Source organism: Pseudomonas sp. 1121_17 (genome assembly GCF_052850745.1).
The window spans coordinates 57,396-82,564 of record NZ_VXCX01000007.1; the positions used below are offsets into that span (position 1 = coordinate 57,396).

The following is a 25,169-nucleotide window of genomic DNA, read 5'->3' on the forward strand; positions in this document are numbered from 1 at the left end:
GCGCATCCGGGGCTTTATCCGATGAATGAGCCAGCCATGAAAACCGGCACTCAAGATAGCCAGGGCCGCTGTGCGGCCTTGCTCAATGACTGTGCGTAAGCGACCCGCGCAACTGCTGCAACGCCGCATCAAGCGCACGTTCAAACAGAGGTCCATCATCAAGCACCCGCACCTCCCCATTGGCCAGCGCCAAAGCCAACCCACCGCGACTCCATTCACGCACCTTGATCCCGGTCCGACTGGTAAACACCAACCGGTCGCAGCTATCGATCCTGACCACCAGCTTGCAGCGCAGCGGGCCGGCTTCTTCAAGCACTTCCAACCAGCTACCAACACGCAACTGGCGAACTTGCCGAGCATATTCGCTGCTGTCGTCAAAAGGCGCATCACAGGTAGTCTCGTCAGCGACGGCGAGGACAATCTCATCAGCCACCAACACCTCACTGATCAGCGCCTCTTGATCAAGTTGGCTCACACCACCACACGCCCGCAGGTGCAACTGCTCAAGCTCGGCGAAGAACTCCCGAGCCGCGGTCGAGTCCTGGGCGACACTGGCCAACCCATCACGCAACGCCTTGAGCAGCCCCGGCACTTGTTCGAGCAACTGCGCACAAGCCTCGGCACTGCGGTGCGCACTGATGCTGGCAAGCAAGCTATCCATAGTCGCCAGGCCCTGGCGCCAGGCCGGTGAGGCTTCGCCATGCTTGAGCCATGCCAGCAACAGCACCTGGCTCCAGGACTGCACCAGCATCTGCACCAGCGTCTGCGGCAGCATCCGCCCGTGCAGGCGCAGGTTCAGTTCCTGCTGCACGCGCTGTCGCGCCTGCACGGTGCGCGCCCGACCCTCCTCGGCATCGCGGGTGCGCTGCTCGAGCAGTTCGTTGCGGCGGCGCTCATCCTGATTGAAGGCGAGAAAATCCTCGAGCAGCTCGGCGAACAACTGCGGATCTTCAGCGTAATCGTTAAGCAAACGCTGGACGATGCGCTCGACTCGCTGCTGCGGCCCGCCACGCGGCACCTGTTCGTCAGCCTCCCAGCCCAGCGCTGCGGCGGCGATCTCGTCGAGCAAGCGCCGCGCCGGGTGGTTGGCGCGGCTGAACAGGCCCCTGTCGAGCAAGGCCACTTTCAGCAGCGGAATATGCAGACGCGCGAGCAGTTCGCGCAGGTTGCTCGGCAGGTTGTCGTCAGTCTGGATAAAGTCGAAGAGCAAGCCGACCAGGTTGATCACATCTTCGTCGTAGTTGCCGATCCGCCGGCGGTTGCCGCTGCGTACGCCGACCCGCAGCAGCAACTGTTCCAGCTGCTGGCTCAGGTTGAAGTCGTCGGCATCAGCCACGCCGGGCACGTAGTGCTGCAAATGCGACAGTAGCCGCAGCAGATCGGCGGTATTGATTGGCTCGGCGGTTGCCACGCTCTGCAGGCGCGGCGCGAAACGCCCGCGAGCAGGCGCCAGCAGCGGTTGCAGGCTGGCGAAGAAGTCCTGGCCAGTACTGTCGCCGTCGGCCGGATCGGCCTGGGCGTGACAGTCAGCGCTGTGCAGGTGGGTCAGCGGCCGGTCTTCGGCGCGGCGCCGCGGCGCGGGCATCAGTTCGGGCAGGATGCCGGCTGCAGCGAGCAGTTGATTGGCTTCGCCGTACAATAGATCAAGATCACGCAGCACATAGCGTTCGAACAGCTTGAGCAGGATCAGCTTGACCTGCGGGCCAACCCCCAGGCTGCGCCCGGCATCCAGAAAGAACCCACACAGGCACTCCGGGCCCAACGGATTGCGGCGCAGTTCAAGGGGCATCTCCAGCAGCGCCTGGAAGCGCAAGCCGAGCTGATCAAGGGCAAAGCCATCACGCGACAACACCCGCGCCAGCATGCCCTCGATGGCCGCCGCCCGCTCCGGTTGAGCAGCGTTGCGCAGCGATTCGGTAATCGCCAGATAAGGTACGCGCTCGGCCTGGCCGATACGGGCGAAGGCGTCATAGAACGCATCGAGAAACTCCCGCTCGATACTCTTGCGCTTCAGCCGCAGGTCGCGCATCGCTTCGAAGTAGAGGTTCTGATCGACCCGCTCACCGGTCCGGTCCGCCATCTCGAACAGCCTGTCGTCAGCATTGTCGAACAGGGCCTGCAGGCCTTGGCGCAATTGCAGAACAGCCTTGTCCCGTACCTGCAGGAGCACGATCGGAAGGCTCAGCGAGGGCACGCGCGCACCTCTGTCGGCGGCCGCCACCAAGGGCACCACCTTGCCTTCTGTATGCATCCCTAACTCCTTGCAGGAAATCGTCAAAGCCATGACGCCAAATACTGGACGCTATTATCGACAAAAAGTCTTACAGCTGCCACCACGTAGTGCATGCCCCGGTGAAAAGACCACTAATCAGACGAAATGCTCCCCTGTTCTGACCAAAGGTCATCAGCGGCATGACTGTACACACCGCCCCCCTGCCCTATAATCGCCGGCATCTAGCTTGTGGAGCCGACCATGCCGAACCTACGCCTCGCCGACCTGACTGCCGAAATCGAAGCCAACGTGCGCCGCGCGTTGCTCGAGGACGTCGGCAATGGCGATATCACCGCACAACTGATCCCGGCCGAGCGCCTGGCCAAGGCCACCATCATCACCCGCGAAGACTGCGTGGTGGCCGGCAGTGCCTGGGTCGATGCGGTGTTTCGCCAGCTCGATCCGCGGGTCGCGGTGCATTGGCAAGTGGTCGATGGCGACCTGGCCAAGGCCAACCAGCCGCTGTTTCACCTCGAAGGCCCAGCCCGCTCGCTGCTGACCGGCGAACGTTCAGCGCTTAACTTCCTCCAGCTGCTGTCAGGCGTGGCCACCCGGGCGCGGTTCCTCGCGGACCTGGTCGAAGGCACCCAGGTGCGCTTGCTCGATACCCGCAAGACCCTACCCGGCCTGCGCCTGGCGCAGAAGTACGCGGTGACCTGTGGCGGATGCCACAACCACCGCATCGGCCTGTATGACGCGTTCCTGATCAAGGAAAACCACATCGCCGCCAGCGGTGGCGTTGCCGAAGCAGTAGCTGCAGCGCACCGCATCGCGCCAGGCAAGCCGGTCGAGATCGAAGTGGAGAGTCTGGATGAGCTGCGCCAGGCGCTGGCGGCCGGGGCCGATATCGTCATGCTTGACGAGCTGAGCCTGGATGAAATGCGCGAAGCGGTGCGGATCAATGCCGGCAAGGCCAAGCTCGAGGCCAGCGGCGGTGTCAATGAAAGCACCCTGCGGGTGATCGCCGAGACCGGGGTCGACTACATCTCGATCGGCGCAATGACCAAGGACGTCAAAGCGGTCGACCTGTCGATGCGCTTGAGCCTGTAAACGCAACGCGGGGCAATGAGCGCCGGTTGCGAACCGTGCCCATTGCCCCGCGTTTTGACGCTGGCGGCTTAGAACGAAGCGTTGGCCAAGCCGTCCAGGTACCGCTCGACGTCCAGTGCAGCCATGCAGCCAGCACCCGCTGAGGTGATCGCCTGACGGTAGACGTGGTCGGCCACGTCGCCGGCTGCGAACACGCCTTCGACGTTGGTTGCAGTGGCGTTGCCTTCACGGCTGCCGCTGACCACCAGGTAGCCGTCCTTCAAGGTCAGCTGGCCTTCGAACAGCGATGTGTTCGGGGTGTGGCCGATCGCGATGAACACGCCGTCAACAGTGATTTGGTCGCTGCTGCCGTCGTTGTTTTTCAGGCGCGCACCGGTCACGCCCATGTTGTCGCCCAACACTTCGTCGAGGGTGGCGTTGAGCTTGAGCTCGATCTTGCCTTCGGCAACCCGCGCGTTGAGCTTGTCGACCAGGATCTTCTCGGCGCGGAAGGTTTCGCGACGGTGCACCAGGGTCACCTTGCTGGCGATGTTGGCCAGGTACAGCGCCTCTTCAACGGCAGTGTTGCCGCCGCCGACGACCGCTACCGGCTTGTTGCGGTAGAAGAAACCGTCGCAGGTTGCGCAGGCAGACACGCCCTTGCCCATGAACGCTTCTTCCGACGGCAGGCCCAGGTAACGCGCACTGGCACCGGTAGCGACGATCAGCGCGTCGCAGGTGTAGGTGCCGCTGTCGCCTTGCAGAGTGAACGGCTTGTTGGCCAGGTCAACCGCGTTGATGTGGTCGAAGACGATCTCGGTCTCGAAGCGCTCGGCGTGCTCTTGCATACGCTGCATCAGCGCTGGGCCGGTCAGGCCATGGGGGTCGCCCGGCCAGTTGTCGACTTCGGTGGTGGTGGTCAGCTGGCCACCGGCCTGCATGCCGGTAATCAACAGGGGCTTGAGGTTGGCACGCGCAGCGTAGACCGCAGCGCTGTAGCCGGCAGGGCCGGAACCGAGAATGATCACCCGCGAATGACGTACTTCAGACATGTCGAACTCCTGTCGAGCGGGCCGCACGGGGTCGGCTGCAAAGCGCCGGCGGCGGCTGGAAATAAAAATGGACCCACGCAGCACTTGGGGAAGGCTAAAACGCGCAAGTCCGAAACCTCTAAAAGTTGAACGCACTGTAGCGAGGTCGCAGAGATTAAGGAAATATCCTCAGACAATCCACCTTATAGACACGCTCTATCCACCAGCAAAATCGATAGAGAGGTCCCGCGAGGTTTTGTTACAGCCGGTTGCGCGCTGCTCGGCCGGCTTCCGTCACGCCAGCAAACTCGGTAAGGTCAGCGCGTTTACCTTCTGCGGAGCGTCTCCATGCAAGCCCCTGTTCTATCCGGCCCGCAATACCTGCGTGAAGGCCTCAAGCTGATCCTGACCCCTGGCCTGCGCTTGTTCGTGCTGCTGCCGCTGGCGATCAACCTGCTGCTGTTCGGTGGCCTGGTGTACCTAGCCGCGCATCAGTTCAGCCTGTGGGTCGACACGCTGATGCCAACTCTGCCGGAGTGGCTGAGCTTTCTCACCTACATCATCTGGCCGCTGTTCGTGGCGCTGGTGGTGCTGATGGTGTTCTTCACCTTCACCCTGGTGGCCAACATTGTCGCGGCGCCCTTCAACGGCTTTCTGGCAGAAAAGGTCGAAGTGGTGGTGCGCGGCCAGGACACCTTCCCGCCGTTCAGCTGGGGCGAGCTGATCGCCATGGTGCCGCGCACCTTGAGCCGCGAAATGCGCAAGCTGGGCTACTTCTTGCCGCGCGCACTGGCGCTGTTCATTCTCTCGTTCATCCCGGTGGTAAACGTCATTGCCGCACCACTGTGGCTGATTTTCGGCGTGTGGATGATGGCCATCCAGTACATCGACTATCCGGCCGACAACAACAAGGTGAGCTGGCAGGACATGCTCGCCTGGCTGCGCCAGAAGCGCTGGCAGAGCATGGGCTTTGGCGGCATCACTTATCTGGCGTTGATGATCCCGTTCGTCAACATCGTGATGATGCCGGCAGCGGTGGCCGGGGCGACGTTGTTCTGGGTGCGCGAACGCAGCTGATTGGCTCTGGGGCCGGTGCACGGCCCCAGAGCAAGGCTCAAGAGCCCAATTGGCTGGAGAACTGCCCCACTACTTCGACCACGCGCTTGGCGCCATCCTGAATCTCGGTGATCACCGCGCCAGTCTCGCCGGCCAGGCTCAGGCCCTGCTCGGCCTGACGCTTGCTGGTGTCGATGATAGCCACCGCGGCTAACGCCAACTGCTCGTTCTGCTGCACGACCCGGGCGATCTCTTCGGTGGCGGTGCTGGTGCGCGAGGCCAACTGGCGTACTTCATCGGCGACCACGGCAAAGCCCCTGCCCTGCTCACCGGCGCGGGCCGCTTCGATGGCGGCGTTAAGCGCCAGCAGGTTGGTCTGCCCGGCAATATCGCTGATGGTCTTGATAATCGAGCCAATCACCCGTGACTGGGTATCCAGCGCCTGAATACCTTCTGCAGCCTGCTGCATCGAGGCTTCCAGGCCGCGCATCACGCTGACGGTCTGAGTCACCACATCATTGGCCTTGCAGGCGCTGGCATCTGTACCAAGCGAGGTGCTGTAGGCGATATCGGCAGCCTGGGCGACAGCCTGCTCCTGGTTGACCTGGTCGGTAATCACTGTGGCGAACTTGACCACTTTGTAGAGCACGTCGTGGGCGTCGATGATTGGGTTGTAGGACGCTTCCAGCCACACCACGCGGCCATTGGCATCAACCCGTTTGAACCGGTCAGCGACAAACTCGCCACGGCGCAGCTTGTCCCAGAACACCTGGTAACCGGCTGAGTTGGCTTCTTCAGGCTCGCAGAACTGACGGTGATGCTTGCCTTTGACCTGCTCCAGGCGATAACCCATGGTCTGCAGGAAGCGCTCGTTGGCGGTCAGTACATGGCCATCGAGGCTGAATTCGATGACAGCCGTGGAGCGCATCAGTGCATTGATCAGGCTCTCGTGCTCACGCGAACTGGCAATGGTCCGGGTCAGGTCGCTGGAGTGCAGCGTGAAGTACTTGATGCGGCCCTGGAAATCCCGCACCGGCTGCAGTATCGAGCGCAGCCACGCCTCTTCGCCATTGCCACGCAGTAGGCGGAAAGCGCCATTGAGGTGGGCGCCGGTGCTGATGGCGGATTTCATGCGCTCATAGAAGTCGAGTTTCTTGACGTGCGCCGGAACGATCTCTTCAAGGCTACGGCCGAGCAACTGGTCAGCGCGATAGAACATCTCACGCTCAAAGTTGGCGTTGACCGTTTCGATGCGCCCCTGCGGGTCCAGCTGCAGCACCAGCATTTCGCTGTCGAGGCTGTCCTTGACCTGCTCCATGGACATCAAGTCCTCGCGCAGTTGCTGGTTTTCTTTTTTGAGCTTGCTGTTGAACATTACCGCACTCCTGGAGCGCACCGGCCATCCGAATCCATCTGCATCGGCAGATATATGAACGTTCTTGAGCGGCCTGCTGGGAAATATTCCGCGCACTAGGCATTCCGCAACCAGACGTCACTTGCCGGTCATAAAGTGGTCATGGGAACGCAATCGGGCAGGCGGAAACTTTTGTCATGAACACTCCAAGCCTGCGCATCACCTTCGTCAGCGAGACATTTGCCCCTGAAGTCAATGGCGTGGCCAATACCCTCGGCCGGTTGAGTGACGGTCTGCGCGAGCGCGGCCACAGCGTTGAGCTGGTGCGCCCGCGCCAGGCCCACGATCCACTGCGCCTTGACGACGCTGACCTGCTACTGTGCAAAGGCTGGCCGCTGCCAGGTTACCCCGACCTGCAATGGGGCGGCATTTCCCTGCACAAGCTGCTGCGGCGCTGGCGCAGGCAGCGGCCAGATGTGATCTATATCGCCACCGAGGGCCCGTTGGGGCTGAGTGCGCTGCGCGCCGCACGCCGTTTGAAGATTGCCGTGGTCAGCGGCTTTCACACCAATTTTCCGCAGTATGCAGGCCAGTACGGGCTTGGCCTGCTGGCCCGGCTGCTGACCCACTACCTGCGCTGGTTCCACCGGCGCAGCGCGGTGACGCTGGTACCAAGCATCAGCCAACGGGTGGACCTCGAACGACGCGGTTTTACCCAACTGGCCATGCTCGCACGCGGAGTCGATGCCTGCCTGTTCAATCCCGCCCGCCGCAGCCAGCTGCTGCGTGAAGCATGGGGCTTGGCCGAGCAAGACCTGGCGATAATGTATGTCGGCCGGCTGGCTGCGGAAAAAAACCTGAACCTGCTCAAGCCTTGCCTGCAAGCCCTCCAGCAGCGTTATCCACAACAGCGCCTGCGCCTGATCATGGTCGGCGACGGCCCACAGCGGGCCAGCCTCGAGCAGCAACTGCCAGACGCGGTGTTCTGCGGCGCGCAGCGTGGCCAACACCTTGCCGAGCACTACGCCAGCGGCGATGTGTTCCTGTTCCCAAGTTTGACCGAGACGTTTGGCAACGTCGTCCTCGAGGCCATGGCCTCAGGCCTGGCCGTGGTCGCTTATGACCAAGCCGCAGCGGCTCAGCACGTGCGTCACGGGCACAGCGGGGCCGTGGCTATGCCCGGGGATCAGATCGGGTTCATCGATGCAGCGTGCTGGTTACTTGAGGAAAGCGAAACCCTGCGCCGGGTTCGCCTGAATGCGCGGCAGCATGCCAGCCGCCAAGGTTGGCCAGCTATCGTCGAGCAGTTCGAAGGGTATTTGTGCGATGCCTGGCAGCAGGCCTGCGACGCAACCCGCGCCAGAGCGCCGCTGCCGTTGCCCGCGATGGGCCGGTTAGCCAGCCCCGGCCGCTCGCAACAGCACCGTTAAGCCAAGGCTTTTTCGATCGCCTGCACCAGTGCAGGGTCATCAGGTGTAGTGCGCGGGGCGAAGCGAGCCAGCACGCGGCCGTCCTTGCCCACCAGAAACTTTTCGAAATTCCAGCTGATATCGCCCGGATACTCGGCACCCTCGCCCGCCAGCAGCCGATACAACGAGTGGCGCTGAGGACCATTGACTTCAAGCTTGCTGCTCAGCGGAAAACTCACCCCATAGTTGAGGCTGCAGAATTCCTGAATTTCACGCTCGCTGCCCGGCTCCTGGCCGGCGAACTGGTTGCATGGCAAGCCAAGCACGCTGAAACCCTTGGCCTTGTACAGCTGGTGCAACGATTCAAGCGAGGCGTACTGCGGGGTCAGGCCACACTTGGAGGCCACATTGACCACCAGCACCACCAGGCCCTTGAACGGCGCAAGGGGTAGATCCTCGCCATCCAACGCATGCAACGTCAGCTCGTGAAATGCACTCATGATGACTCCCCCTTCCTACGTTCTGATTGTCGCTGGAGCAAACGGCGCCCACTAAAAAGGCGCGCGGGCCAACCGTCAACCCTCCCATGGAGGGCAAGTACGGCTTGCCCGAGCGCCTGGCGACTGTCTGAGCTTAGCGCAGATATCAGTGCTGATGGCCGCCTTCGCCATGGACGTGGCCATGGGCAACTTCTTCTTCGCTGGCATCACGGACCGCAACGACCTTGACCTGGAAGGTCAGGCGCTGACCGGCCAGTGGGTGGTTGCCATCGACAGTTACGTCGTCGCCGTCCAGGTCACGGATGGTAACGATCTGCATCTGGCCGTCCGGCGCCGAAGCGTGGAACTGCATGCCGACTTCGAGCACGTCGACACCTTCGAACATGCTGCGGTTGAGGGTGCTGACCAGCTCGGCCAGGTATTCGCCGTAGGCGTCTTCCGGCTCGATGGTAACGTTCAGTTCTTCGCCGACATCTTTCCCTTCCAGGGCTTTTTCCAGGCCTGGGATGATGTTGCCGGAACCGTGCAGGTAAACCAGCGGCGCGCCGCCAGAGGAGCTGTCAATCACCTCCCCGGCGTCGTTGGTCAGGGTATAGTCGATGGAGACGGCCTTGTTGGCGGCGATCGGCATGGGGGCGAGACCTTTTGCAAAAGAATGTAGAGCGGACAAGTGTAACCAACGCATCGCCCGATTGCGAACGCACTGCAGGCGATGCCCGCCCCGTCAGTCGGGTCAGCGGTTTTCATCAGGATGAACAGGGCCACTGGGTGGTCGAGCTGACGTGCGGGCATACCCAGCATCTGCGCCATCAACCGCCCTGGCAAGCACGCCCGTGGGTGCTCGAGGCCGCCGAGCGCGAACAGCGCATCGGCCAGACATTCGCGTGTGGATGGTGCGCACAAGGTGCCGATTAGCGATACCCTTGGCGATTGGTTCTTTGCACCGCTTATTTCGAGAAGCACGCATGCAGACATTTTTCATCGCACCGACCGACTTCGGTGTCGGCCTGACCTCCATCAGCCTCGGCCTGGTACGCGCTCTCGAGCGCGGCGGTCTCAAGGTCGGCTTCTTCAAGCCCATTGCCCAGCCCCATCCGGGTGACACCGGCCCGGAGCGCTCGACCGAGCTGATGGCGCGCACCCACGGCCTGAAGCCGCCGACGCCGCTGAGCCTGGGCCAGGTCGAGCGCATGCTCGGCGACGGCCAGCTCGACGAACTGCTCGAAGAAATCATTCGCCTGTACCAACAGGCCTGCGTCGGCAAGGACGTGGTGGTGGTCGAAGGCATGGTGCCGACCCGGCATGCCAGCTACGCGGCGCGGGTCAACCTGCATCTGGCGAAAAGCCTGGATGCCGAGGTGATTCTGGTGTCGGCGCCGGAAAACGAAGTGCTCAGCGAACTGTCCGGCCGTGTCGAGCTGCAGGCGCAGTTGTTCGGCGGCCCGCGTGATCCGAAGGTACTCGGGGTGATCCTCAACAAGGTCCGCACCGAAGAGAGCATGAGCGAGTTCGCCAGCCGCCTGCGTGAGCATTCGCCGCTGCTGCGCGGCAATGACTTCCGCCTGCTCGGCTGCATCCCCTACCAACCCGAGCTGAACGCGCCACGCACCCGCGATGTGGCCGATCTGCTCGGCGCTCAGGTAGTGAACGCCGGTGACTACGAGCAACGGCGGATGAACACCATCATCATCTGCGCCCGCACCGTGGCCAACACAGTGCCGCTGCTCAAGCCCGGCACGCTGGTGGTGACCCCTGGCGATCGCGACGACATCATCCTTGCCGTAAGTCTGGCGGCAATCAACGGCGTGCCGCTGGCGGGCCTGTTGCTGACCAGCGACAGCAAGCCTGACCCGCGCATTCTCGAACTGTGCCGCGGCGCACTGCAGGCCGGCCTGCCGATACTGTCGGTGAGCACCGGTTCCTACGACACCGCCAACCGGCTCAACTCGCTCAACCGCGAGATCCCGGTCGACGACCGCGAGCGCGCCGAATTCATCACCGATTTTGTCGCCGGCCAGCTCGATGCCGCCTGGCTGCACCAGCGCTGCGGCACCCCGCGTGAACTGCGCCTGTCGCCGGCGGTGTTCCGCTATCAGCTGATCCAGCGCGCCCAGCAGGCCAACAAGCGCATCGTCCTGCCTGAGGGCGCCGAGCCGCTGCTGGTACAAGCGGCCGCGATTTGCCAGGCGCGTGGGATTGCCCGCTGCGTGCTGCTGGCCAAGCCCGAAGAAGTACAGGCGGTGGCACGCGCGCAGGGCATTACCCTGCCGCCGGATCTGGAAATTCTCGACCCTGATTTGATCCGTGGGCGTTACGTCGAGCCGATGGTCAATCTGCGCAAGAGCAAGAACCTCAATGCGCCGATGGCCGAACAGCAGCTGGAAGACCCGGTGGTGATCGGCACCATGATGCTGGCACTGGATGAAGTCGACGGTTTGGTCTCTGGCTTGGTGCATTCAACCGCCAACACCATTCGCCCGGCCCTGCAACTGATCAAGACCGCGCCGGGCAGCAGCCTGGTGTCGTCGGTGTTCTTCATGCTGTTTCCGGAGCAGGTACTGGTGTATGGCGACTGCGTGATGAACCCGCACCCAAGCGCCGCCGAACTGGCCGAGATCGCCCAGCAGAGCGCGCAGTCAGCCGAGGCCTTCGGCATTGCGCCGCGGGTGGCGATGATCAGCTATTCGAGTGATTCGGCCAGTGACGAGGAAGTCGACAAGGTGCGTGAGGCAACGCGTCTGGCGCAGCAGGCCGAACAACGCCTGGTCATCGATGGGCCGTTGCAGTATGACGCTGCCGCCAACCCGGAGATCGCCCGCCAACTCGCGCCGCAAAGCCCGGTAGCTGGGCGCGCGACGGTGTTCGTGTTCCCTGACCTGAATACTGGCAATACCACCCACAAGGCGGTGCAACGCAGCACTGACGGGGTCAGCCTGGGGCCGATGCTGCAGGGTTTGCGCAAGCCTGTGAACGACCTGCCGCGCGGGGCGCAGGTGGATGACATTGTGCATACCATTGCGCTGACGGCGATTCAGGCCAGCAGGAATATTTGAGTGGGTATTGGGGCTGCTTTGCAGCCCCAGCAATCTCAACCCCGGCGCAGATTACTGCTGATACTGCTGCCCAGGAATCGGCTTCAGGTTGACTTCAACCCGGCGATTCTGCGCACGCCCGTTGGCATCGGCGTTGCTCGCAATCGGCTGATCCGGGCCAAGGCCACGTACCGACACCCGCGAAGCATCCACGCCCTGCGAGGTCAGGTAAGTGCTGACCGCCTGCGCGCGACGCTGCGACAAGTCCATGTTGTGCTGGCGGCTACCGGTGCTGTCGGTGAACCCGACAACTTCAATGGTGTTCTGGTTGAACTGCTTGAACGAGCCCGCAAGGTTGTTCAGCGGGGTGTAGAAGCTTGGCGAGATGTTCGCCGAGTCGGTGGCAAAGGTGATGTTGCCTGGCATGATCAGCTTGATCTGGTCACCTTCACGCTGCACTTCAACGCCGGTGTTGGCCATGCTCTCGCGCAGTGCAGCTTCCTGCTTGTCGGCGTAGTAACCGTAACCGGCAGCGGCAGCACCTACCGCAGCCGCGCCGATCAGCGCGCCCTTGCCGCGGTTGTTGTGGTCGATCGCAGCGCCGGCTACAGCACCGGCCAGAGCACCCAGGCCGCCGTACTTGGCAGTCTTGCTCATGCCGCCAGAACCCTGGCCTTGGTTGTCATAAGGGTTCTGGCCAGCACAACCTGCCATCAGGGCAGCGGCAGTAGCGACGATAATCAGACGACGCATCATGGAAAGCTCCTACAGAAATTCAAGTGTGCAGTGATCGTACGTTGACCCCTGCCGGGTTTGGATCATTGCCGGGCTGAATAATTCCATGAATATTCAAGCGCGTACGAAAGGATTCTCGCGCATCTCATCGCCCAGGCGCGTATCTGGGCCATGCCCGGCCACCACCACCGCGTCTTCATCCAGCCGGTATAAACGGTCCTTGATCGAACGAACGATAGTGCGCTGGTCGCCACCCCACAAATCGGTGCGGCCAATCCCGCGGCGGAACAAGGTGTCGCCGGCAATCAGCAGCTTGGCATCGGCAAACCAGAAGCTCATCGAGCCCGGGCTATGCCCAGGCGTGTGCAGGGCAACGCCACAGCCGCAGGCCAGCTCCTCTTCATCGGCGAGCCAGCGATCCGGTGGTGGTGCGGGCGTATACGGCACGCCAAACATCTGGCACTGCATCTCCAGGTTATCCCACAGCGGCTGGTCGTCCTTGTGCAGGTGCAAGGTCGCGCCGGTCAGCTCCTTGAGCCGGCCAGAGGCGAGAAAGTGATCAAGGTGGGCATGGGTGTGGATGATGCTGACCAGCGTCAGGCCGTGGGCCTGCAAGCGGGCGACGATCTTCTCTGGATCACCGCCTGGGTCGACGACGATGGCTTTCTTGCTCAGCGGATCACCGATCAGGGTGCAGTTACACTGCAACGGCCCGACCGGGAAGGTTTCGCGGATAAGGCTTGGGGCGGCGCTGGTCATGGGGGTTCTGCTCAGCTGAAGAATGCTGAACATGATACCTCGACTCAGGGCAGATAGAGCCTGAACAAACCGCCACCGAGGGCGCCACCGTTGCTGATTTCGATTCGGCCGGTAACGCCATTGCGCTCATGCAGGGCCGCAATCCGTGCCGCGAAGTACAGGCCCAGGCCAGTGCTGCCGGTGCTGGCGTCGAGGCCCTGAATGTAATCCTGCTGCCGCTCGAGCATGCGCTCGGGATAACCCGGGCCGTCGTCGTTGACGCTGATGATCAACTGCTCGCCGTTTTCTTCAATACCGATCAGCAAGGCGTGGCCGGCGTAGCGAATGGCGTTGGTGAGCACGTTGGAGATCACCGAAGCCACCAGCTCGCGGTCGAAGAAGCCCAGCGGGCTGGCGCTTTCGATACGCCAGGTGGCGAGGATATCGCGGTGCTTGAGGATCTCCTGATGCGCCGCCAACTGCGCCTCGATGAAATCTTCCAGCTCGTGGTAGCCAGGGCAGATCGGCAGCTGATTGACGCCCAGCTTGTACAGCCCGAGCATCTGCACCAGCATGCCGTTAAGGTGGCCGAATTCATGCTCTATGACGCCCTGCTCGGTGCCTTGCCGCTGCGCTTCGGGCAGCCGCGCCAGCCACTGGTTATGCGCCTGGATCAACGCTGACAGCGAGTTTTTCATGTCGTGGACAGTTGAGGCGATCACTGTCGAGAAATCCAGCCCCGAGTTTTCCTGGTTCATGCGCCAAACACCCGCATATGCAGTTTTCGATAACGCTCGTAGCGGCTGTCGCTGGCGGGGATGCCGGCCACGCTTTGCAGGCAGCTGCGACACTCCAGCATGTATTCGGGCGAAGGCGACTCGCCGGCGATACGCAACAGGGCCTGAGCCGTGTTCAGGGCGATACTGATGTTTTTTGGCTGTAGCGACAGCGCTCGGCGGAACATCCCCAAGGCCTCGTCGAGCTGGCCGGCCTGATAGCAGCGAACCCCTTGGCGGTTGAGATCGACCGCTTCGGTCACGGCGCCCAGCACCGTTGGGTCGTCGGTCATCTTGGCTACGCTCTGCATGACCTTGGGGTCATCGCCGTAGGTTTCCACGCAGCCCTTGAGGATGCTGGTGCCGGCTGCCTCCTGGCCCAGTTGCTGGAGCTGCTTGGCCACGGTCAGGGCGGCGTCGACCGAGAAGAACTGGTCCATGTTGTCCAGCCGCTGCATGGCCTGCTCGGTCAACTTGGCGGCGGTTTCAGGGTCGCCGGCCTGTTGCAGGCTGGCCGCCTTCATCAACCGGGCGCGCACTTGCAGGCCCTGGTCCTCGCCGTTCTCCTTGGCCACCTCGCTGAGCACGGTGTTGATCTCGACCCGGGTGCGTGCGTCGAGGCCAAAACCTGCGTTCTTGCTCATCAGCGCCTGAGCCAGGCCAAGGTTGGTTTCGGCGTCCTTGTAGCGCGAGCTCTGGCCCTGGCTGACAGCATGACGGAAGGCCTTGGACGCGCTTTCGAAATCGTCGTTGCCCATCGCCAGCTTACCCAGCGCGGCCTGCCGGCGTACTGCCAGTGGCGACAGGCGCACGGCCTCCTCGAGCATGTGCTGGGCACGCTTGTTATCGCCCTGGGCGACCAGCACATCGGCCATGCCGTCATACAGCCCTGGCATGATCGGGAAGGCTTTCAGCGCCTGCTCGTACACGCCCTTGGCCTGATCGTTCTGGCCGCGTTTGTGCAGCACGCTGCCGAGCATCGAGTAGACCCACGGCTGCGGTCTGCTGGCGAGGATCGACGAGAGAAACTTCTCCAGCTCTTCGAAGCGGCCGAGATCGCGCAGGGCATCGGCGCGGTAGCGCAGGCACAGCGGGGCAAAGCGCGGGTCCTGCTTGCACAGGGCAGCACAGGCGGCCATCACTTCGGCGGGGCGACCGCGATCAAGTGCCTGCAGAATCGGCTTGAGCAGGGTTTTACGCTGCAGCAGTTTTTCCAGGCGCTGGGCCAGACCGACACGGTTGAACGGCTTGGTCAGGTAGGCATCCGGCTCGTGCTCGAGGGTGCTGAGAACAATGGCCTGGCTGCTCTCGGCGGTGACCATGAGGAACCCGCACTCGTGGCTGATCAACTTGTCGAGGATCAGGTCCTCGAGTACCTGCTGACCGTTCTTCTTGCCATCGCCCAGGTGAAAGTCCTGCAGGATGAAGTCATAGCGTTTCTGCGCGCACATGCGCAGCGCCTGTTCGCCGCTGTCAGCGGTGTCCACATCGCGCGCGCCCAGCTCGCGGAGCATGGAGCGGGCCGAGGTGCGAAAGTCGGTGAAGTCGTCGACGATCAGAAAGCTTTTTTGCCCGTACTGCAGCATCAACACGACCTGTCATGGCAGAAGATGGAAAATGACCCGAGGCGATGCGTGTCGCCGATCTGTTTATCGGCAGCAGGTAGAGAAAGCTGAGGGCGAATTCGCAGGCCGTGGGGCAGGCTCAGGGCAGCAGCCCTAGCGCCTTGGCCTTGGCTACCGCCTGGGTGCGGCGCTCCACGCCAAGCTTGCTGTTGATGTGGCTGGCGTGGGTCTTGACGGTGTGCAGCGAGATGAACAGGCGCTCGCTGATCTGCTGGTTCGAGCAGCCTTGGGCGATCAACTCAAGCACCGCCAACTCCCGCCCGCTCAGGGCTTCGCCGGTGCCACTGGCAACCACCTGCGGCTGCGGCAGGCGCGCCAGCAGGTCGAGCTGGACGCTGCAGGCGGGGCGCGTCGACAGCTGCTCGCGCAGCCACAGCGGCTGTTCTTCCAGCAACCGTTGAAACGCTTGCAAGGCGCCGCCCTGGGCGGCCAATAGCGCTTGCGGCAACAGGCTGGCAGCGGACTGCTCGCGGCCCTCGGTCAGATGCAGGGCAATCAGCTGGCACAAGGCGCTGGCCGCCAGCAACTGACCGCCACTGCCCTGGCCGCGCTCGACCAGCCTCTGCAGGCGCTCGACAGCCTGCGCCGAACGGCCCTGGACGCGCTCCAGCAGCGCCTGTTGCAGTTCGATGTGCAATGGCAGTAATGGGTGAAACTCCGGTGCTGCAGCGGGCTGCTCGCCGCCATAGGTCTGACCGAGCCGCAGCAGCCATGATTCAGCGAGATCGGTACGGCCCTGGGCCAGCCACAGCTCGCATTTCACCAGGGTGATCATCGCCAGGTAGAAGATTGGCGGTACGTCCCAGATATGCATCAAGCGCTCGGCTTCGGCCAGTTCGGCGAAGGCTTCGGCATACTGCCCTTCGCGGCCATCCAGCGAGGCAATCACGCAGTGCCCGATCAGCACGCTGATATCGCGACAGGCGCGCGCCTCACTGAGGCCCGCGCGCAAGCGCGCGCGGCCCTGGGCCGGTTGCAGGTGCGCCGCGAGCAAATGGCCCTCGTACAAGGTCAGCCTGGCGCGCACCGCGTACAGCCGCTGCGCTGACAGATCCTGCAGGCGCAACAAGCCCTGACGCACTTCATCCAGCGCCCGGCGGATTTCACCACGGGCGTGCAGCACCCGCGCCCGATCGTAATGGGCGAGTGCCTCGAACAACGGGTTGCCGACCCGCTGGGCCAACTCCAGCGCTTCGCGGTTCCAGCCACGCGCGCGCCAGAAGTCGGCGTCGGCAATGGCCAGGTTGGAAAGCGTCGACAGGCACACCAGACGTTGGCCGTAGCGTTTGTTGGGCAGGCTCTGCAGCGCTTCGCTGCAATAGCTCAAGGTGCGTTCACGATCGCCGCGGCCGCGAGCGATCACGCCACTGAGCGCCAGCCACTGCGCCAGCATCGAGCGCTGGGCGGTGGCCGAGGGCGCCGGCAAAAACCGGCTGAGGTGCGCCGCCAGTTCTTCGGCAGCATCCAATTGGCAGGCCAGGCCCAACGCCCAGCTGTACAGCACGATCAGCCGCGGCGTGCTGATCAACAGGCTGTCGGGAAGGTCCATCTTCCAGCGCAGGAGCATGCCGACGTTCTGCTCGGCCAGCAGTTGCTCCTCGGACAGGCTCTGCACCAGGTCCGCCGCCACATCCAAATGGCCGGCGCGCAGGGCCTGCTCGACCGCTTCGTCAAGCAGGCCCTGGGCCTGAAACCAGCGGCAGGCGCGCAGGTGCAGATCAGCCAGCGGCGCGCTGTGCTGGCGGCTGCGCAGCAAATCAGAGAACAGATGATGGTAGCGATACCAATGGCCGTGTTCATCCAGCGGCACCAGAAACACCTGATGCGCTTGCAGGTAGCGCAGGATGCCGGCGCTGTCCTGACGTGCGCGCAGGGCGTCGCACAGCTCGGCGCAGAAGCGCTCCTGGCAGGCGGTTTCGTACAAAAACGCCTGCACGTCGGCCGGCAGGATATCGATCACTTCTTCGAGCAGGTAGTCACGGATCAGCCCTTCGCCGCCATGCAATGCCTGCGGCAAGGCATGTTCGTCGCCCGACTCGCTGGCTGCCAGCTGCCAGAAGCGCAGCCCCGCTACCCAGCCATCGCTGCGCTGGATCAGGTTGTCCAGTGCCTGCCCGCGCAAGCCGGTGGGCTGTCGGCCGAGCACCGCCAGCGCTTCGTCGGCAGTAAGGCGCAGGTCCTGCTCGTTGAGTTCGCTGAGTTGGCGCGACAGGCGCAGACGCGCCAGGTGCCAATCGGGGCGCTGGCGGCTGGTAATCATCAGCACCAGGCCGTTTGGCAGGTGATTGAGGAAGAACTGCAAACACCGGTCGAGCACCGCGCCCTGCGCCAGATGGTAGTCGTCAAGCACCAGCAGGATCGGGCTATCGCTTTGCAGGTAAAGCGCCAGCTCGTCGAGCAGGCCGTCGAGCCACTCTTCGAAGGCGAACGGCTGATGACGCTGGCGCATCTTCAACAGGCCCATGGCCTGCCCGCCCAAGGCCGGGCAGTACTGCTGCAAACCTTCCAGCAGGCGCTCGAGGAAGCGCCCAGGGTCGGCATCCCTTTGGCTCAACCCCAGCCACAGGCTGCGCCAGTGATCAGGCAAGGACTCGCAGAACTCAATCGCCAGTGAGCTTTTGCCGAAGCCGGCTGGCGCGTTGATCAGCAACAGCCTGCCAGACAGCCCCGCATGCAGACGCTGGCACAAGCGCCCACGGGGCACGTGGCCATCGGGCAACGGTGGCCGGAAAAAACGCCCGTCCAGCAGGCCAAGGGCCTGGCTGGTGTATCCATGCGTACGGGACAGATCAGTCATGGCCGGCTCGTTATGAGGGAGACATCAGCACAGCAGGTTGTTGCGAGACTAGCGGGTATCGCAGCCTATTTGAAGATGATGGGTGTGTTTATCCGGTAAAAGACTACGACAAAAAGCGACAGAGCTGATTTACGGCAACCCATCAGTGCGCACCGGAAATCAAAACGCCCCGGCGGGCCGGGGCGTTCTGGGAGTCATGCGGAGTTTTAGCTGCGTCGATTAACGAATACCGTCCTGGCGCAACGCTGCTGGCTGGAAGTCGGCCTTGCTGGCGGTGAAGCCAAAGTCATAGGCACGTTTTTCTTCGTTTTTCAGACCCAGGGCCAGGTAGCGACCCGACTGCAGGTCATAGATCGTCTCGAGGGTGTACCACGGTACCTGGTTGTTGTAATAGTCCTGAGCATGCGCTTCGGACACGCGCCACAACTGGTTGCGACCGTCGTATTGGTCGATCACCGAGGCTTGCCAGGTATCCTCATCGATATAGAAGTCGCGCTTGGCATAGATATGCCGCTGGCCCGGCTTCAAGGTCGCGACCACATGCCAGACCCGGCGCAGCTCATAGCGGCTAAGGTCCTGGTTGATGTGGCCGGGCTTGACGATGTCGGCGTATTTCAGGCCTGGCGAATCGAGCTTGTAGGTGTTGGAGGCGATGTACATCTCCTTCTTGCCTTCAAGCTTCCAGTCGTAGCGATCTGGCGCGCCGTTGAACATGTCGAGATTATCGGAGGTACGCAGCCCGTCCGCCGCAGTACCCGGACCATCGTAAGACACCTGCGGTGCCTGGCGCACGCGGCGTTGGCCGGCGTTGTAGACCCAGGCCTTGCGCGGCTCCTTGACCTGGTCAAGGGTCTCGTGCACCAGCAGTACGGTGCCCGCCAGGCGCGAAGGCGCGGTGACCTTCTGTTTGAAGTAGAACAGCACGTTGCCCGGGTTGGCTGGGTCGTAATCTTTCAGCTTGTCGCGGAACACAAACTGGTCCGAGAACGATACCGGGCTGTAGGAGCCGTTGGGTTGCGGCGTGACCTGGGTAACCAGGCGCGTCACGCTGCCACCGCGATAGCGGGTGATATGGTTCCAGATCACCTCAACGCCGCTCTTGGGAATCGGGAACGGGATAGCCGTCTCGAAGTTCTCCAGACCGTTGCCGCCCGCCACCAGATTGGTCTTGGTGGCGTTGCGCTTGATCGCGGCAAACACTTCATCCGGCACGGTCGAGCCGCGATGGGTCGGGTAGACCGGAATCTTGTAGGTCTCCGGGTAGCGCTTGAACATCGCGTACTGGCCAGGCGAAAGCTTGTCCTTGTACTGCTCAACGTTCTGCGCGGTGATGGTGAATTTGGGCTTCTCGCTGCCATACGGGTCAGACAGGAACCCCTTGGCATCGACGCTGCCAGCCGTTTTCGATAGCGGTTGCCAGGCCGTGATGGAACCGTCGGCGTTACCGGCTTTTTCCGCACCCATCGGCGTCAGGGTGCTGCCGAGTTTGGCCGCCTCGTCAGCGGAAACCGCAGCCATTACGCTGGTTGCCAGCAGGGACATGCCCAGTACACCGGCCTTCAGCAGACTTCTGGTCTTGTTCATTGGTTGGTCGTCCTGGATCAATGGGCTTAGAAGTTCACGCCGAAGCTGAGCGCAACGAAGTCGCGGTCATCCACGGTGGTGTACTTGCCGTCAAAGAAGTTGGTGTACGACAGGCTCGCTGTGTAGGTGTTCTGGTATTCGGCATCGAGGCCCAGGCTTACGGCCTTGCGCCCTTCTTCGAAGTTGGCGCCCGGGCCAGGAGAATAGCCGGACACGTCATGCGACCAGGCCACGCTTGGCTTGAGGTTGACCCCAGCGAAGACATCGTTGTAGTCCCAGATCACGCGGCCCCGGTAGCCCCACGAAGTACTGGTGGTATAGCCATCGTTTTCGCACTTGCGGCTGAGGTTGGCGGTGGATGCGCCCGCGCCGGCGCCACCGATTGTGCTGTTATTGAGTGCCACACAGGTATCCGCGCCACCGGTCGCTGGCAGCGGCCCCGGGCCATAGACCGGGTCACGGCCATAGCGGATTTCGCGGGCGTTCTCCAGGCCGCCAACGTGAGTCACGCCGACTTCGCCGACCACAGTCATGCGGCTCGCGCCCATCACTTGATCGAAGAAGTGCGTCAGAGTGGTCTGGAACTGGGTGATTTCCTTGCGGCGGTAGCCGTGCAAGTCCTGGCCAGGGGTGCCATTGAGCAACGATGCGTTGGCCAACGCGCCGCCGATCGGACGTACGCCGGAGAACAAGATATCGGTAGTGTTGAGCTGCACAGGCGCGTTTGGCCGATAGCTGACTTCACCGCTCCAGGCGGTACCGGTTGGCAGCGTGGTGGAGAAGCTCAAACCGTACAGGCGGATGTCTTCCGGGTACTCGACGAAGTATTTCGAGTTGCCCGCAACGATCAGCGGCGCCAGACCCTGCAGCGGTGGCGGCAAACCGGCGAGGCCAGCGAACACCGATGGATCGGCGCCGGTGGCACTGAAGATCGGCGCACGGCTGTGATAATTCATGAAGTAGGCGCCGAACTCGGTGTCCAGCGGCTCGAACATGTAGCGCAGCGCGACCCCGAACTGGCCACTGTCACGGGCATCGCGGTCAGCACTGCGCCGCACAAGCACGCCTTCGTCGTTGTAGTTCACCCCGCTCCCGGCCAGGATGCCCTGCGCTATAGGTGGCAGCCCGCTCAAAGTTCGCCCACTGCTGAGCACCCGCAGATTGTCGGTACAGCCGTCGGCAATAATGTCCGGCTGAGAGAAGAAGGTGCCGCAGTTATCGACAACCGTCTGGTCCCATTCCAGCTGGTAGAAGGCCTCGGCCGAGAGGTTGTCGGTCAGGCTCTGCGAGATATAGAACATGTTGACCGGGATCAGGCCTTCTTTGATCTCGGCGCCAGGACGGCGGAAGGCAGCCACGTCAATCGGGTTGATCGAGTTGATGCCACCGCCAATGAAGGTGCTTTCACCCCAGCTGACTACCTGCTTGCCGAAACGCACCGAACCGGGTTGGTCGGCAATCGAGTAGTTGTGATAGACAAACGCATCGAGCAGCTCGGCCCCAGAGGACTTGGCGCCTTCCTTGCGGTTGGAATCGCTGATGTCCTTGAACTCGCGGTGTTCATCCTTGAGCTCGAAGTCATACCAGTACTTGCCACGGACGAAGATGCCGGTGTCGCCGTACTTCAGTTCGAGGTCATGGATGCCCTTGAAGATTTTCGAGAAGGTCTCACCGCGCTTGAAGTTCAGGTGGCCATCGTCGGAGGTCTGCGAAAGCCCTTTGCCGCCATTGTTGACGCCGATCAGGTTTTTGTTCGGGCTGGCTGTCGACCAACTGGCGCCGACCGACAGCGACGAATCGAACTGGCCTTCGATTTCACCGATGTTGAAACTGACAGCGAATGCAGGGCTTGCGAGCGTAGAAGCGAGGCTGACGGCAAAGGGCAGTCTTGCCCGACGCCAGAACGGGTGTGCAGATTTCATCGACGCTACTCCATGTTCTTTTTTGTTATGGCAGTGAGTCCTTGCAGAAACGGTCCGGCTGACCGGTAGGCAGGCTTGCACCTGCGACGCTGCGAGTTGCACGCAGCGCTCCCCCTCCGTTTCTGAAAACCCCTGGCCCCGACTATAGCCAGCAGGCTCGGACGCTAGATCCCTCTAAAGTGTGATTTGCGTTCCGTGCCCGTCGCTCGCCCCGATCTGGTCCGGTGTGCGAGCTGACAGTGCTCTAGCATGGCGCAATTTTCCCATTTGACAAGGCGCCATCCTCTCTGCAATGCGGGTCGCGCCTAATTCGCCGATGACCCGCTGCGCTTCACAGGGTCGACAGGAACGCGCTGTTGCTGGCCTGCCATTCGACGATGTCGAGGCGGATGCGCTTCTTGTCCAGCTTGCCGACGCTGGTCTTGGGAATTTCCGTAACAACGGCAATCTGGCTGGGAATCGCCCACTTGTTGATATGACCTTGCTCGACGAACGGTTTGAGATGTTCTTTGAGCGCACGGGCGTCAAGGCTCTGCCCGTCGCGAACAACCAGCAGGGCAAACGGACGCTCGCCCCACTGTGGATCGGCGACACCGACCACTGCAACTTCACGCACCGCCGGATGGCGGCTGATCAAGTCTTCAAGGTCGAGCGAGGAAATCCATTCACCGCCGGTCTTGATCACATCCTTGATGCGGTCGCGGATGTCGATATAGCCCATGCCGTCTAGGGTGGCGACGTCTCCGGTATGCAGCCAGCCGCCAGCCCACAGCTCGGTGCTTTTTTCCGGCTCCTTGAAATACCCCATCGACAGCCACGGCGCCCGCAGCACCAGTTCGCCCTGGGTCTCACCATCGGCCGGGAGGAAATTGCCATCGCAGTCGACAATCGCGGTTTCCACCAGCGGCACCGGCACCCCGGCCTTGATCCGATAGCTGACCCGCTCGTCATCGCCGCCGGCCTGCAGCTCTTCGTTGATGTGCGCAGCGGAGATCAGCGGGCAGGTTTCGGACATGCCGTAGGCTGCAGTGAGCTGAATACCACGGGCCAGCGCGTCTTGATACAGCGCACGGTTGAGCGCACTGCCGCCAATGATGATCTTCCAGCCGCCGAAGTCCTGGCCCTGGGACGCCGGGCAATTGAGCAGCATCTGCAGGATGGTCGGTACGCAGTGGGAGAAGGTGACCTTCTCTTCACGCCAGAGCTTGACCAGCATGTCCGGCTCGTATCGGCCAGGGTAGACCTGCTTCATACCCATCAGCGTGGCTGCGTAGGGGATACCCCAGGCGTGAACGTGGAACATCGGCGTAATCGGCATGTACACGTCATCGCTGCCGAGCAGGCGCACGCTGTCGATGCTGCCCAGTACCGAAGTTTCCGCCAGGGTATGCAGCACCAGTTGCCGATGGGTGAAGTACACGCCCTTAGGGTTGCCGGTGGTGCCGGTGGTGTAAAACATGGTCGCCACCGAGTTTTCGTCGAAATCAGGGAAGACGTACTGCGGGCTGGCGGCGGCCAGCAGTTGTTCGTACTCGCCGACCAGGTTCGGCAGTTCGGCGCGCTTGTCCGGGCCGTCGGTCAGCAGCAGGGTCTTTTCAACCGTGGTCAGCTGCCCGGCGATGCCTTGGTACAGGCCGATGAAATCGCTGTTGACCAACACCAGTCGGTCCTCGGCGTGGTTCATGGTGTAGAGGATCTGCTCGGGTGACAGGCGCACATTGATGGTGTGCACCACCGCGCCGATCATTGGTATGGCAAACATGCATTCCAGGTAACGATGGCTGTCCCAGTCCATCACGGCGACGGTATCGCCCGGCTTGACCCCGGCCTCGCTAAGCACATTGGCCAGGCGCGCAATGCGCTCGACCAGTTGTGGATAGGTCAGGCGCAACTGGTCACGGTAGACGATCTCGCGGGTGCGCTCGTAGCGGCTGCCAGACAACAGCAGGCGCTTGATCAGCAGCGGGAATTGGTAAGCACCTTCAGCGGGTTGGATGATGCGCGTCTGCAGCATGGTTATCCCTTTTTCGAGTCGGGCGAGGTCAGGCGGTTACTCTAGAGCGCAGATGTGACAGCCAAATCAGCCGAAGGAATGATTTGCGCGGCGCGGGTATGAGTGCCGCTGTTGACTCTACCGCTAGGGGCAGGCCTTAGCCTCGTTGGCTTGATTGAGTGGAGCTGACATGAGCAAACGTATTCTGGTGATCCTCGGCCACCCCGCCGCGGACAGCTTTTGCGCCGCATTGGGCCAGGCCTACATCCTCGCCGCCGGCGAGGCCGGGCATGCCGTGCGTATTCTTGACCTGCCGAAGGCGACCTTCGACCCGGTACTGCACCACGGCTATCGGCAGATCCAGCCGCTGGAACCGGACTTGCGCCAGGCCCAGGAGGACATCCTCTGGGCCGAACAACTAGTGTTTGTCTTTCCGATCTGGTGGGGCGCTACCCCGGCGTTGCTCAAGGGCTTTTTCGACCGTACTTTCCTGCCTGGTTTTGCCTTCAAGTACCGCGAAGACTCGCCATTCCCTGAGCAACTGCTCAAAGGCCGCACCGCCCATTTGCTGGTGACAATGGACACGCCGCCCTGGTACTACCGTTGGGTCTATCGCATGCCTGGCCTGCATCAGATGCGTAAGACCACCCTGGCCTTCTGCGGCATCAAGCCGACCCGCACCCTGACGTTCGGGCCGTTACTCGGCTCAGGTACCAGCCAGCGCGAGCGTTGGTTGCTGCAGGCCCGCAAGCTGGCCGCCAGCTAGCCACGTAGACGCGTTCAGCTGCTTGTGTAAGATGAATCGCCAGCCCAGGCTGGCGCCTCGATCACGCAAGGAAGCCCCCCATGTACATCGGAAAAGCAGCCCAACTTGCGGGCACCAGCGTCAAATCGATCCGTCACTACGAGAAGCTCGGCCTGCTGCCCGAGCCGCAACGCGCAGGCAACTACCGGATCTACAGCGAACAGAGCGTAGATCGCCTGCGCCTGATCAAATGCGCGCAGCAACTTGGATTCAAGCTGAAAGAGATGCAGGCCATCCTGCAGCCTTACCCAGAGGGTCAGATTCCCTGGCTGCAGGTGCAGCAGGCGCTCGCCGACAAGAAAGCTGCAGTTCGCGCACAGATCACCTCCTTGCAAGGGCTGCACGCGGCGCTGGAAGCATTCGAGCACGAAACTGCTGACGCCCTCTGCACGCTGCAGCCAGAGATCGGGGCAGCGGCCAAGGTCGCATGACAGATTTCAACTAGTCGACATGCGTTTTTTCACCTGATTCTGTAGGGTCTATTACCCTCCCCTTCGCGCACGCTGCCAGA

Annotated in this window: 19 protein-coding genes and 2 pseudogenes; 7 read left to right on the forward strand and 14 right to left on the reverse strand. The window is 62.4% G+C overall.

All coding sequences use genetic code 11. The features are described 5' to 3' along the window. Window positions 1-82: 82 nt before the first annotated feature. Window positions 83-2,251, reverse strand: coding sequence for a DUF1631 domain-containing protein (locus FW789_RS14435; protein WP_446431650.1), 2,169 nt, complete (start codon window positions 2,249-2,251; stop codon window positions 83-85). Window positions 2,252-2,473: 222 nt separating this feature from the next. Between FW789_RS14435 and nadC the strand changes: the two genes are divergently transcribed. Then, complete coding sequence (gene nadC, locus FW789_RS14440; protein WP_101316583.1) at window positions 2,474-3,322, forward strand: carboxylating nicotinate-nucleotide diphosphorylase; 849 nt, start codon at window positions 2,474-2,476, stop codon at window positions 3,320-3,322. A 68-nt stretch (window positions 3,323-3,390) separates the two neighbouring features. Here nadC and trxB read toward each other — a convergent pair whose 3' ends face one another. Beyond that, entirely contained in the window at window positions 3,391-4,353 is a 963-nt protein-coding gene (gene trxB / locus FW789_RS14445; protein WP_103436071.1) for a thioredoxin-disulfide reductase, read from the reverse strand. A gap of 327 nt (window positions 4,354-4,680) precedes the next feature. On the opposite strand from trxB, the gene cysZ reads away from it, so the two are divergent. Beyond that, the gene (gene cysZ, locus FW789_RS14450; RefSeq protein WP_446431651.1) at window positions 4,681-5,409 is read left to right on the forward strand and encodes a sulfate transporter CysZ; all 729 of its coding nucleotides are present in this window, start codon (window positions 4,681-4,683) and stop codon (window positions 5,407-5,409) included. A 37-nt stretch (window positions 5,410-5,446) separates the two neighbouring features. Here the strand turns inward: cysZ and FW789_RS14455 are convergent, their stop codons facing one another. Both FW789_RS14455 and FW789_RS14460 read right to left on the reverse strand, forming a co-directional pair. After that, on the reverse strand, window positions 5,447-5,878 hold the full coding sequence (locus tag FW789_RS14455; RefSeq protein WP_401184781.1) for a methyl-accepting chemotaxis protein: 432 nt from the start codon (window positions 5,876-5,878) through the stop codon (window positions 5,447-5,449). A gap of 108 nt (window positions 5,879-5,986) precedes the next feature. Next, window positions 5,987-6,763 (reverse strand): annotated as a pseudogene (locus FW789_RS14460) (PAS domain-containing protein); the annotation flags it as partial. A 176-nt stretch (window positions 6,764-6,939) separates the two neighbouring features. On the opposite strand from FW789_RS14460, the gene FW789_RS14465 reads away from it, so the two are divergent. Beyond that, a complete protein-coding gene (locus FW789_RS14465; protein ID WP_446431652.1) occupies window positions 6,940-8,172 on the forward strand; it encodes a glycosyltransferase family 4 protein in 1,233 nt (410 codons plus the stop codon). Here FW789_RS14465 and FW789_RS14470 read toward each other — a convergent pair. Then, window positions 8,169-8,651 carry a glutathione peroxidase gene (locus FW789_RS14470; protein ID WP_207072755.1) on the reverse strand — a complete coding sequence of 161 codons (483 nt, stop codon included), beginning with the start codon at window positions 8,649-8,651 and terminating at the stop codon, window positions 8,169-8,171. The genes FW789_RS14465 and FW789_RS14470 overlap by 4 nt on opposite strands. Window positions 8,652-8,796: 145 nt before the next feature. Further along, the gene (locus FW789_RS14475; RefSeq protein ID WP_101316570.1) at window positions 8,797-9,282 is read right to left on the reverse strand and encodes an FKBP-type peptidyl-prolyl cis-trans isomerase; all 486 of its coding nucleotides are present in this window, start codon (window positions 9,280-9,282) and stop codon (window positions 8,797-8,799) included. Here FW789_RS14475 and FW789_RS14480 point away from each other — a divergent pair. After that, window positions 9,251-9,566, forward strand: a pseudogene (locus FW789_RS14480) (DUF3565 domain-containing protein). The gene FW789_RS14475 and the pseudogene FW789_RS14480 overlap by 32 nt on opposite strands. Before the next feature lie 50 nt (window positions 9,567-9,616). Then, a complete protein-coding gene (gene pta / locus FW789_RS14485; protein ID WP_101316566.1) occupies window positions 9,617-11,704 on the forward strand; it encodes a phosphate acetyltransferase in 2,088 nt (695 codons plus the stop codon). A 51-nt stretch (window positions 11,705-11,755) separates the two neighbouring features. Here the strand turns inward: pta and FW789_RS14490 are convergent, their stop codons facing one another. The 8 genes from FW789_RS14490 to FW789_RS14525 form a co-directional block, all read right to left on the reverse strand. Continuing rightward, window positions 11,756-12,439: an OmpA family protein gene (locus FW789_RS14490; protein WP_178080745.1), complete on the reverse strand. Its 684-nt coding sequence runs from the start codon at window positions 12,437-12,439 to the stop codon at window positions 11,756-11,758. A gap of 93 nt (window positions 12,440-12,532) precedes the next feature. Beyond that, on the reverse strand, window positions 12,533-13,177 hold the full coding sequence (locus FW789_RS14495) for an MBL fold metallo-hydrolase (RefSeq protein ID WP_101322941.1): 645 nt from the start codon (window positions 13,175-13,177) through the stop codon (window positions 12,533-12,535). A gap of 44 nt (window positions 13,178-13,221) precedes the next feature. Further along, window positions 13,222-13,914, reverse strand: coding sequence for a sensor histidine kinase (locus FW789_RS14500; RefSeq protein ID WP_103436065.1), 693 nt, complete (start codon window positions 13,912-13,914; stop codon window positions 13,222-13,224). Beyond that, the gene (locus FW789_RS14505) at window positions 13,911-15,518 is read right to left on the reverse strand and encodes a tetratricopeptide repeat-containing response regulator (protein ID WP_103436064.1); all 1,608 of its coding nucleotides are present in this window, start codon (window positions 15,516-15,518) and stop codon (window positions 13,911-13,913) included. The genes FW789_RS14500 and FW789_RS14505 overlap by 4 nt, the downstream gene beginning before the upstream one ends. Window positions 15,519-15,636: 118 nt before the next feature. Continuing rightward, on the reverse strand, window positions 15,637-18,354 hold the full coding sequence (locus FW789_RS14510) for a LuxR C-terminal-related transcriptional regulator (RefSeq protein WP_103436063.1): 2,718 nt from the start codon (window positions 18,352-18,354) through the stop codon (window positions 15,637-15,639). 219 nt (window positions 18,355-18,573) lie between these two features. After that, on the reverse strand, window positions 18,574-19,938 hold the full coding sequence (locus tag FW789_RS14515; protein ID WP_411562177.1) for a DUF1329 domain-containing protein: 1,365 nt from the start codon (window positions 19,936-19,938) through the stop codon (window positions 18,574-18,576). A 26-nt stretch (window positions 19,939-19,964) separates the two neighbouring features. Then, the gene (locus FW789_RS14520) at window positions 19,965-21,860 is read right to left on the reverse strand and encodes a DUF1302 domain-containing protein (protein ID WP_186701468.1); all 1,896 of its coding nucleotides are present in this window, start codon (window positions 21,858-21,860) and stop codon (window positions 19,965-19,967) included. Window positions 21,861-22,191: 331 nt separating this feature from the next. Beyond that, a complete protein-coding gene (locus tag FW789_RS14525; protein ID WP_340612529.1) occupies window positions 22,192-23,874 on the reverse strand; it encodes a fatty acid--CoA ligase in 1,683 nt (560 codons plus the stop codon). Window positions 23,875-24,043: 169 nt separating this feature from the next. Between FW789_RS14525 and FW789_RS14530 the strand changes: the two genes are divergently transcribed. Then, the gene (locus tag FW789_RS14530; RefSeq protein WP_103436059.1) at window positions 24,044-24,619 is read left to right on the forward strand and encodes an NAD(P)H-dependent oxidoreductase; all 576 of its coding nucleotides are present in this window, start codon (window positions 24,044-24,046) and stop codon (window positions 24,617-24,619) included. Window positions 24,620-24,699: 80 nt separating this feature from the next. Then, the gene (locus FW789_RS14535) at window positions 24,700-25,089 is read left to right on the forward strand and encodes a MerR family transcriptional regulator (RefSeq protein ID WP_411563787.1); all 390 of its coding nucleotides are present in this window, start codon (window positions 24,700-24,702) and stop codon (window positions 25,087-25,089) included. Window positions 25,090-25,169 lie beyond the last annotated feature (80 nt).

What these genes read in the sequence shown, in the direction of transcription:
- FW789_RS14435 (WP_446431650.1), bottom strand. Translation starts at nt 2,251, where the DNA reads ATGCATACAGAAGGCAAGGTGGTGCCCTTGGTGGCGGCCGCCGACAGA.
- nadC (WP_101316583.1), top strand. Translation starts at nt 2,474, where the DNA reads ATGCCGAACCTACGCCTCGCCGACCTGACTGCCGAAATCGAAGCCAAC.
- trxB (WP_103436071.1), bottom strand. Translation starts at nt 4,353, where the DNA reads ATGTCTGAAGTACGTCATTCGCGGGTGATCATTCTCGGTTCCGGCCCT.
- cysZ (WP_446431651.1), top strand. Translation starts at nt 4,681, where the DNA reads ATGCAAGCCCCTGTTCTATCCGGCCCGCAATACCTGCGTGAAGGCCTC.
- FW789_RS14455 (WP_401184781.1), bottom strand. Translation starts at nt 5,878, where the DNA reads ATGCGCGGCCTGGAAGCCTCGATGCAGCAGGCTGCAGAAGGTATTCAG.
- FW789_RS14465 (WP_446431652.1), top strand. Translation starts at nt 6,940, where the DNA reads ATGAACACTCCAAGCCTGCGCATCACCTTCGTCAGCGAGACATTTGCC.
- FW789_RS14470 (WP_207072755.1), bottom strand. Translation starts at nt 8,651, where the DNA reads ATGAGTGCATTTCACGAGCTGACGTTGCATGCGTTGGATGGCGAGGAT.
- FW789_RS14475 (WP_101316570.1), bottom strand. Translation starts at nt 9,282, where the DNA reads ATGCCGATCGCCGCCAACAAGGCCGTCTCCATCGACTATACCCTGACC.
- pta (WP_101316566.1), top strand. Translation starts at nt 9,617, where the DNA reads ATGCAGACATTTTTCATCGCACCGACCGACTTCGGTGTCGGCCTGACC.
- FW789_RS14490 (WP_178080745.1), bottom strand. Translation starts at nt 12,439, where the DNA reads ATGATGCGTCGTCTGATTATCGTCGCTACTGCCGCTGCCCTGATGGCA.
- FW789_RS14495 (WP_101322941.1), bottom strand. Translation starts at nt 13,177, where the DNA reads ATGACCAGCGCCGCCCCAAGCCTTATCCGCGAAACCTTCCCGGTCGGG.
- FW789_RS14500 (WP_103436065.1), bottom strand. Translation starts at nt 13,914, where the DNA reads ATGAACCAGGAAAACTCGGGGCTGGATTTCTCGACAGTGATCGCCTCA.
- FW789_RS14505 (WP_103436064.1), bottom strand. Translation starts at nt 15,518, where the DNA reads ATGCTGCAGTACGGGCAAAAAAGCTTTCTGATCGTCGACGACTTCACC.
- FW789_RS14510 (WP_103436063.1), bottom strand. Translation starts at nt 18,354, where the DNA reads ATGACTGATCTGTCCCGTACGCATGGATACACCAGCCAGGCCCTTGGC.
- FW789_RS14515 (WP_411562177.1), bottom strand. Translation starts at nt 19,938, where the DNA reads ATGAACAAGACCAGAAGTCTGCTGAAGGCCGGTGTACTGGGCATGTCC.
- FW789_RS14520 (WP_186701468.1), bottom strand. Translation starts at nt 21,860, where the DNA reads ATGAAATCTGCACACCCGTTCTGGCGTCGGGCAAGACTGCCCTTTGCC.
- FW789_RS14525 (WP_340612529.1), bottom strand. Translation starts at nt 23,874, where the DNA reads ATGCTGCAGACGCGCATCATCCAACCCGCTGAAGGTGCTTACCAATTC.
- FW789_RS14530 (WP_103436059.1), top strand. Translation starts at nt 24,044, where the DNA reads ATGAGCAAACGTATTCTGGTGATCCTCGGCCACCCCGCCGCGGACAGC.
- FW789_RS14535 (WP_411563787.1), top strand. Translation starts at nt 24,700, where the DNA reads ATGTACATCGGAAAAGCAGCCCAACTTGCGGGCACCAGCGTCAAATCG.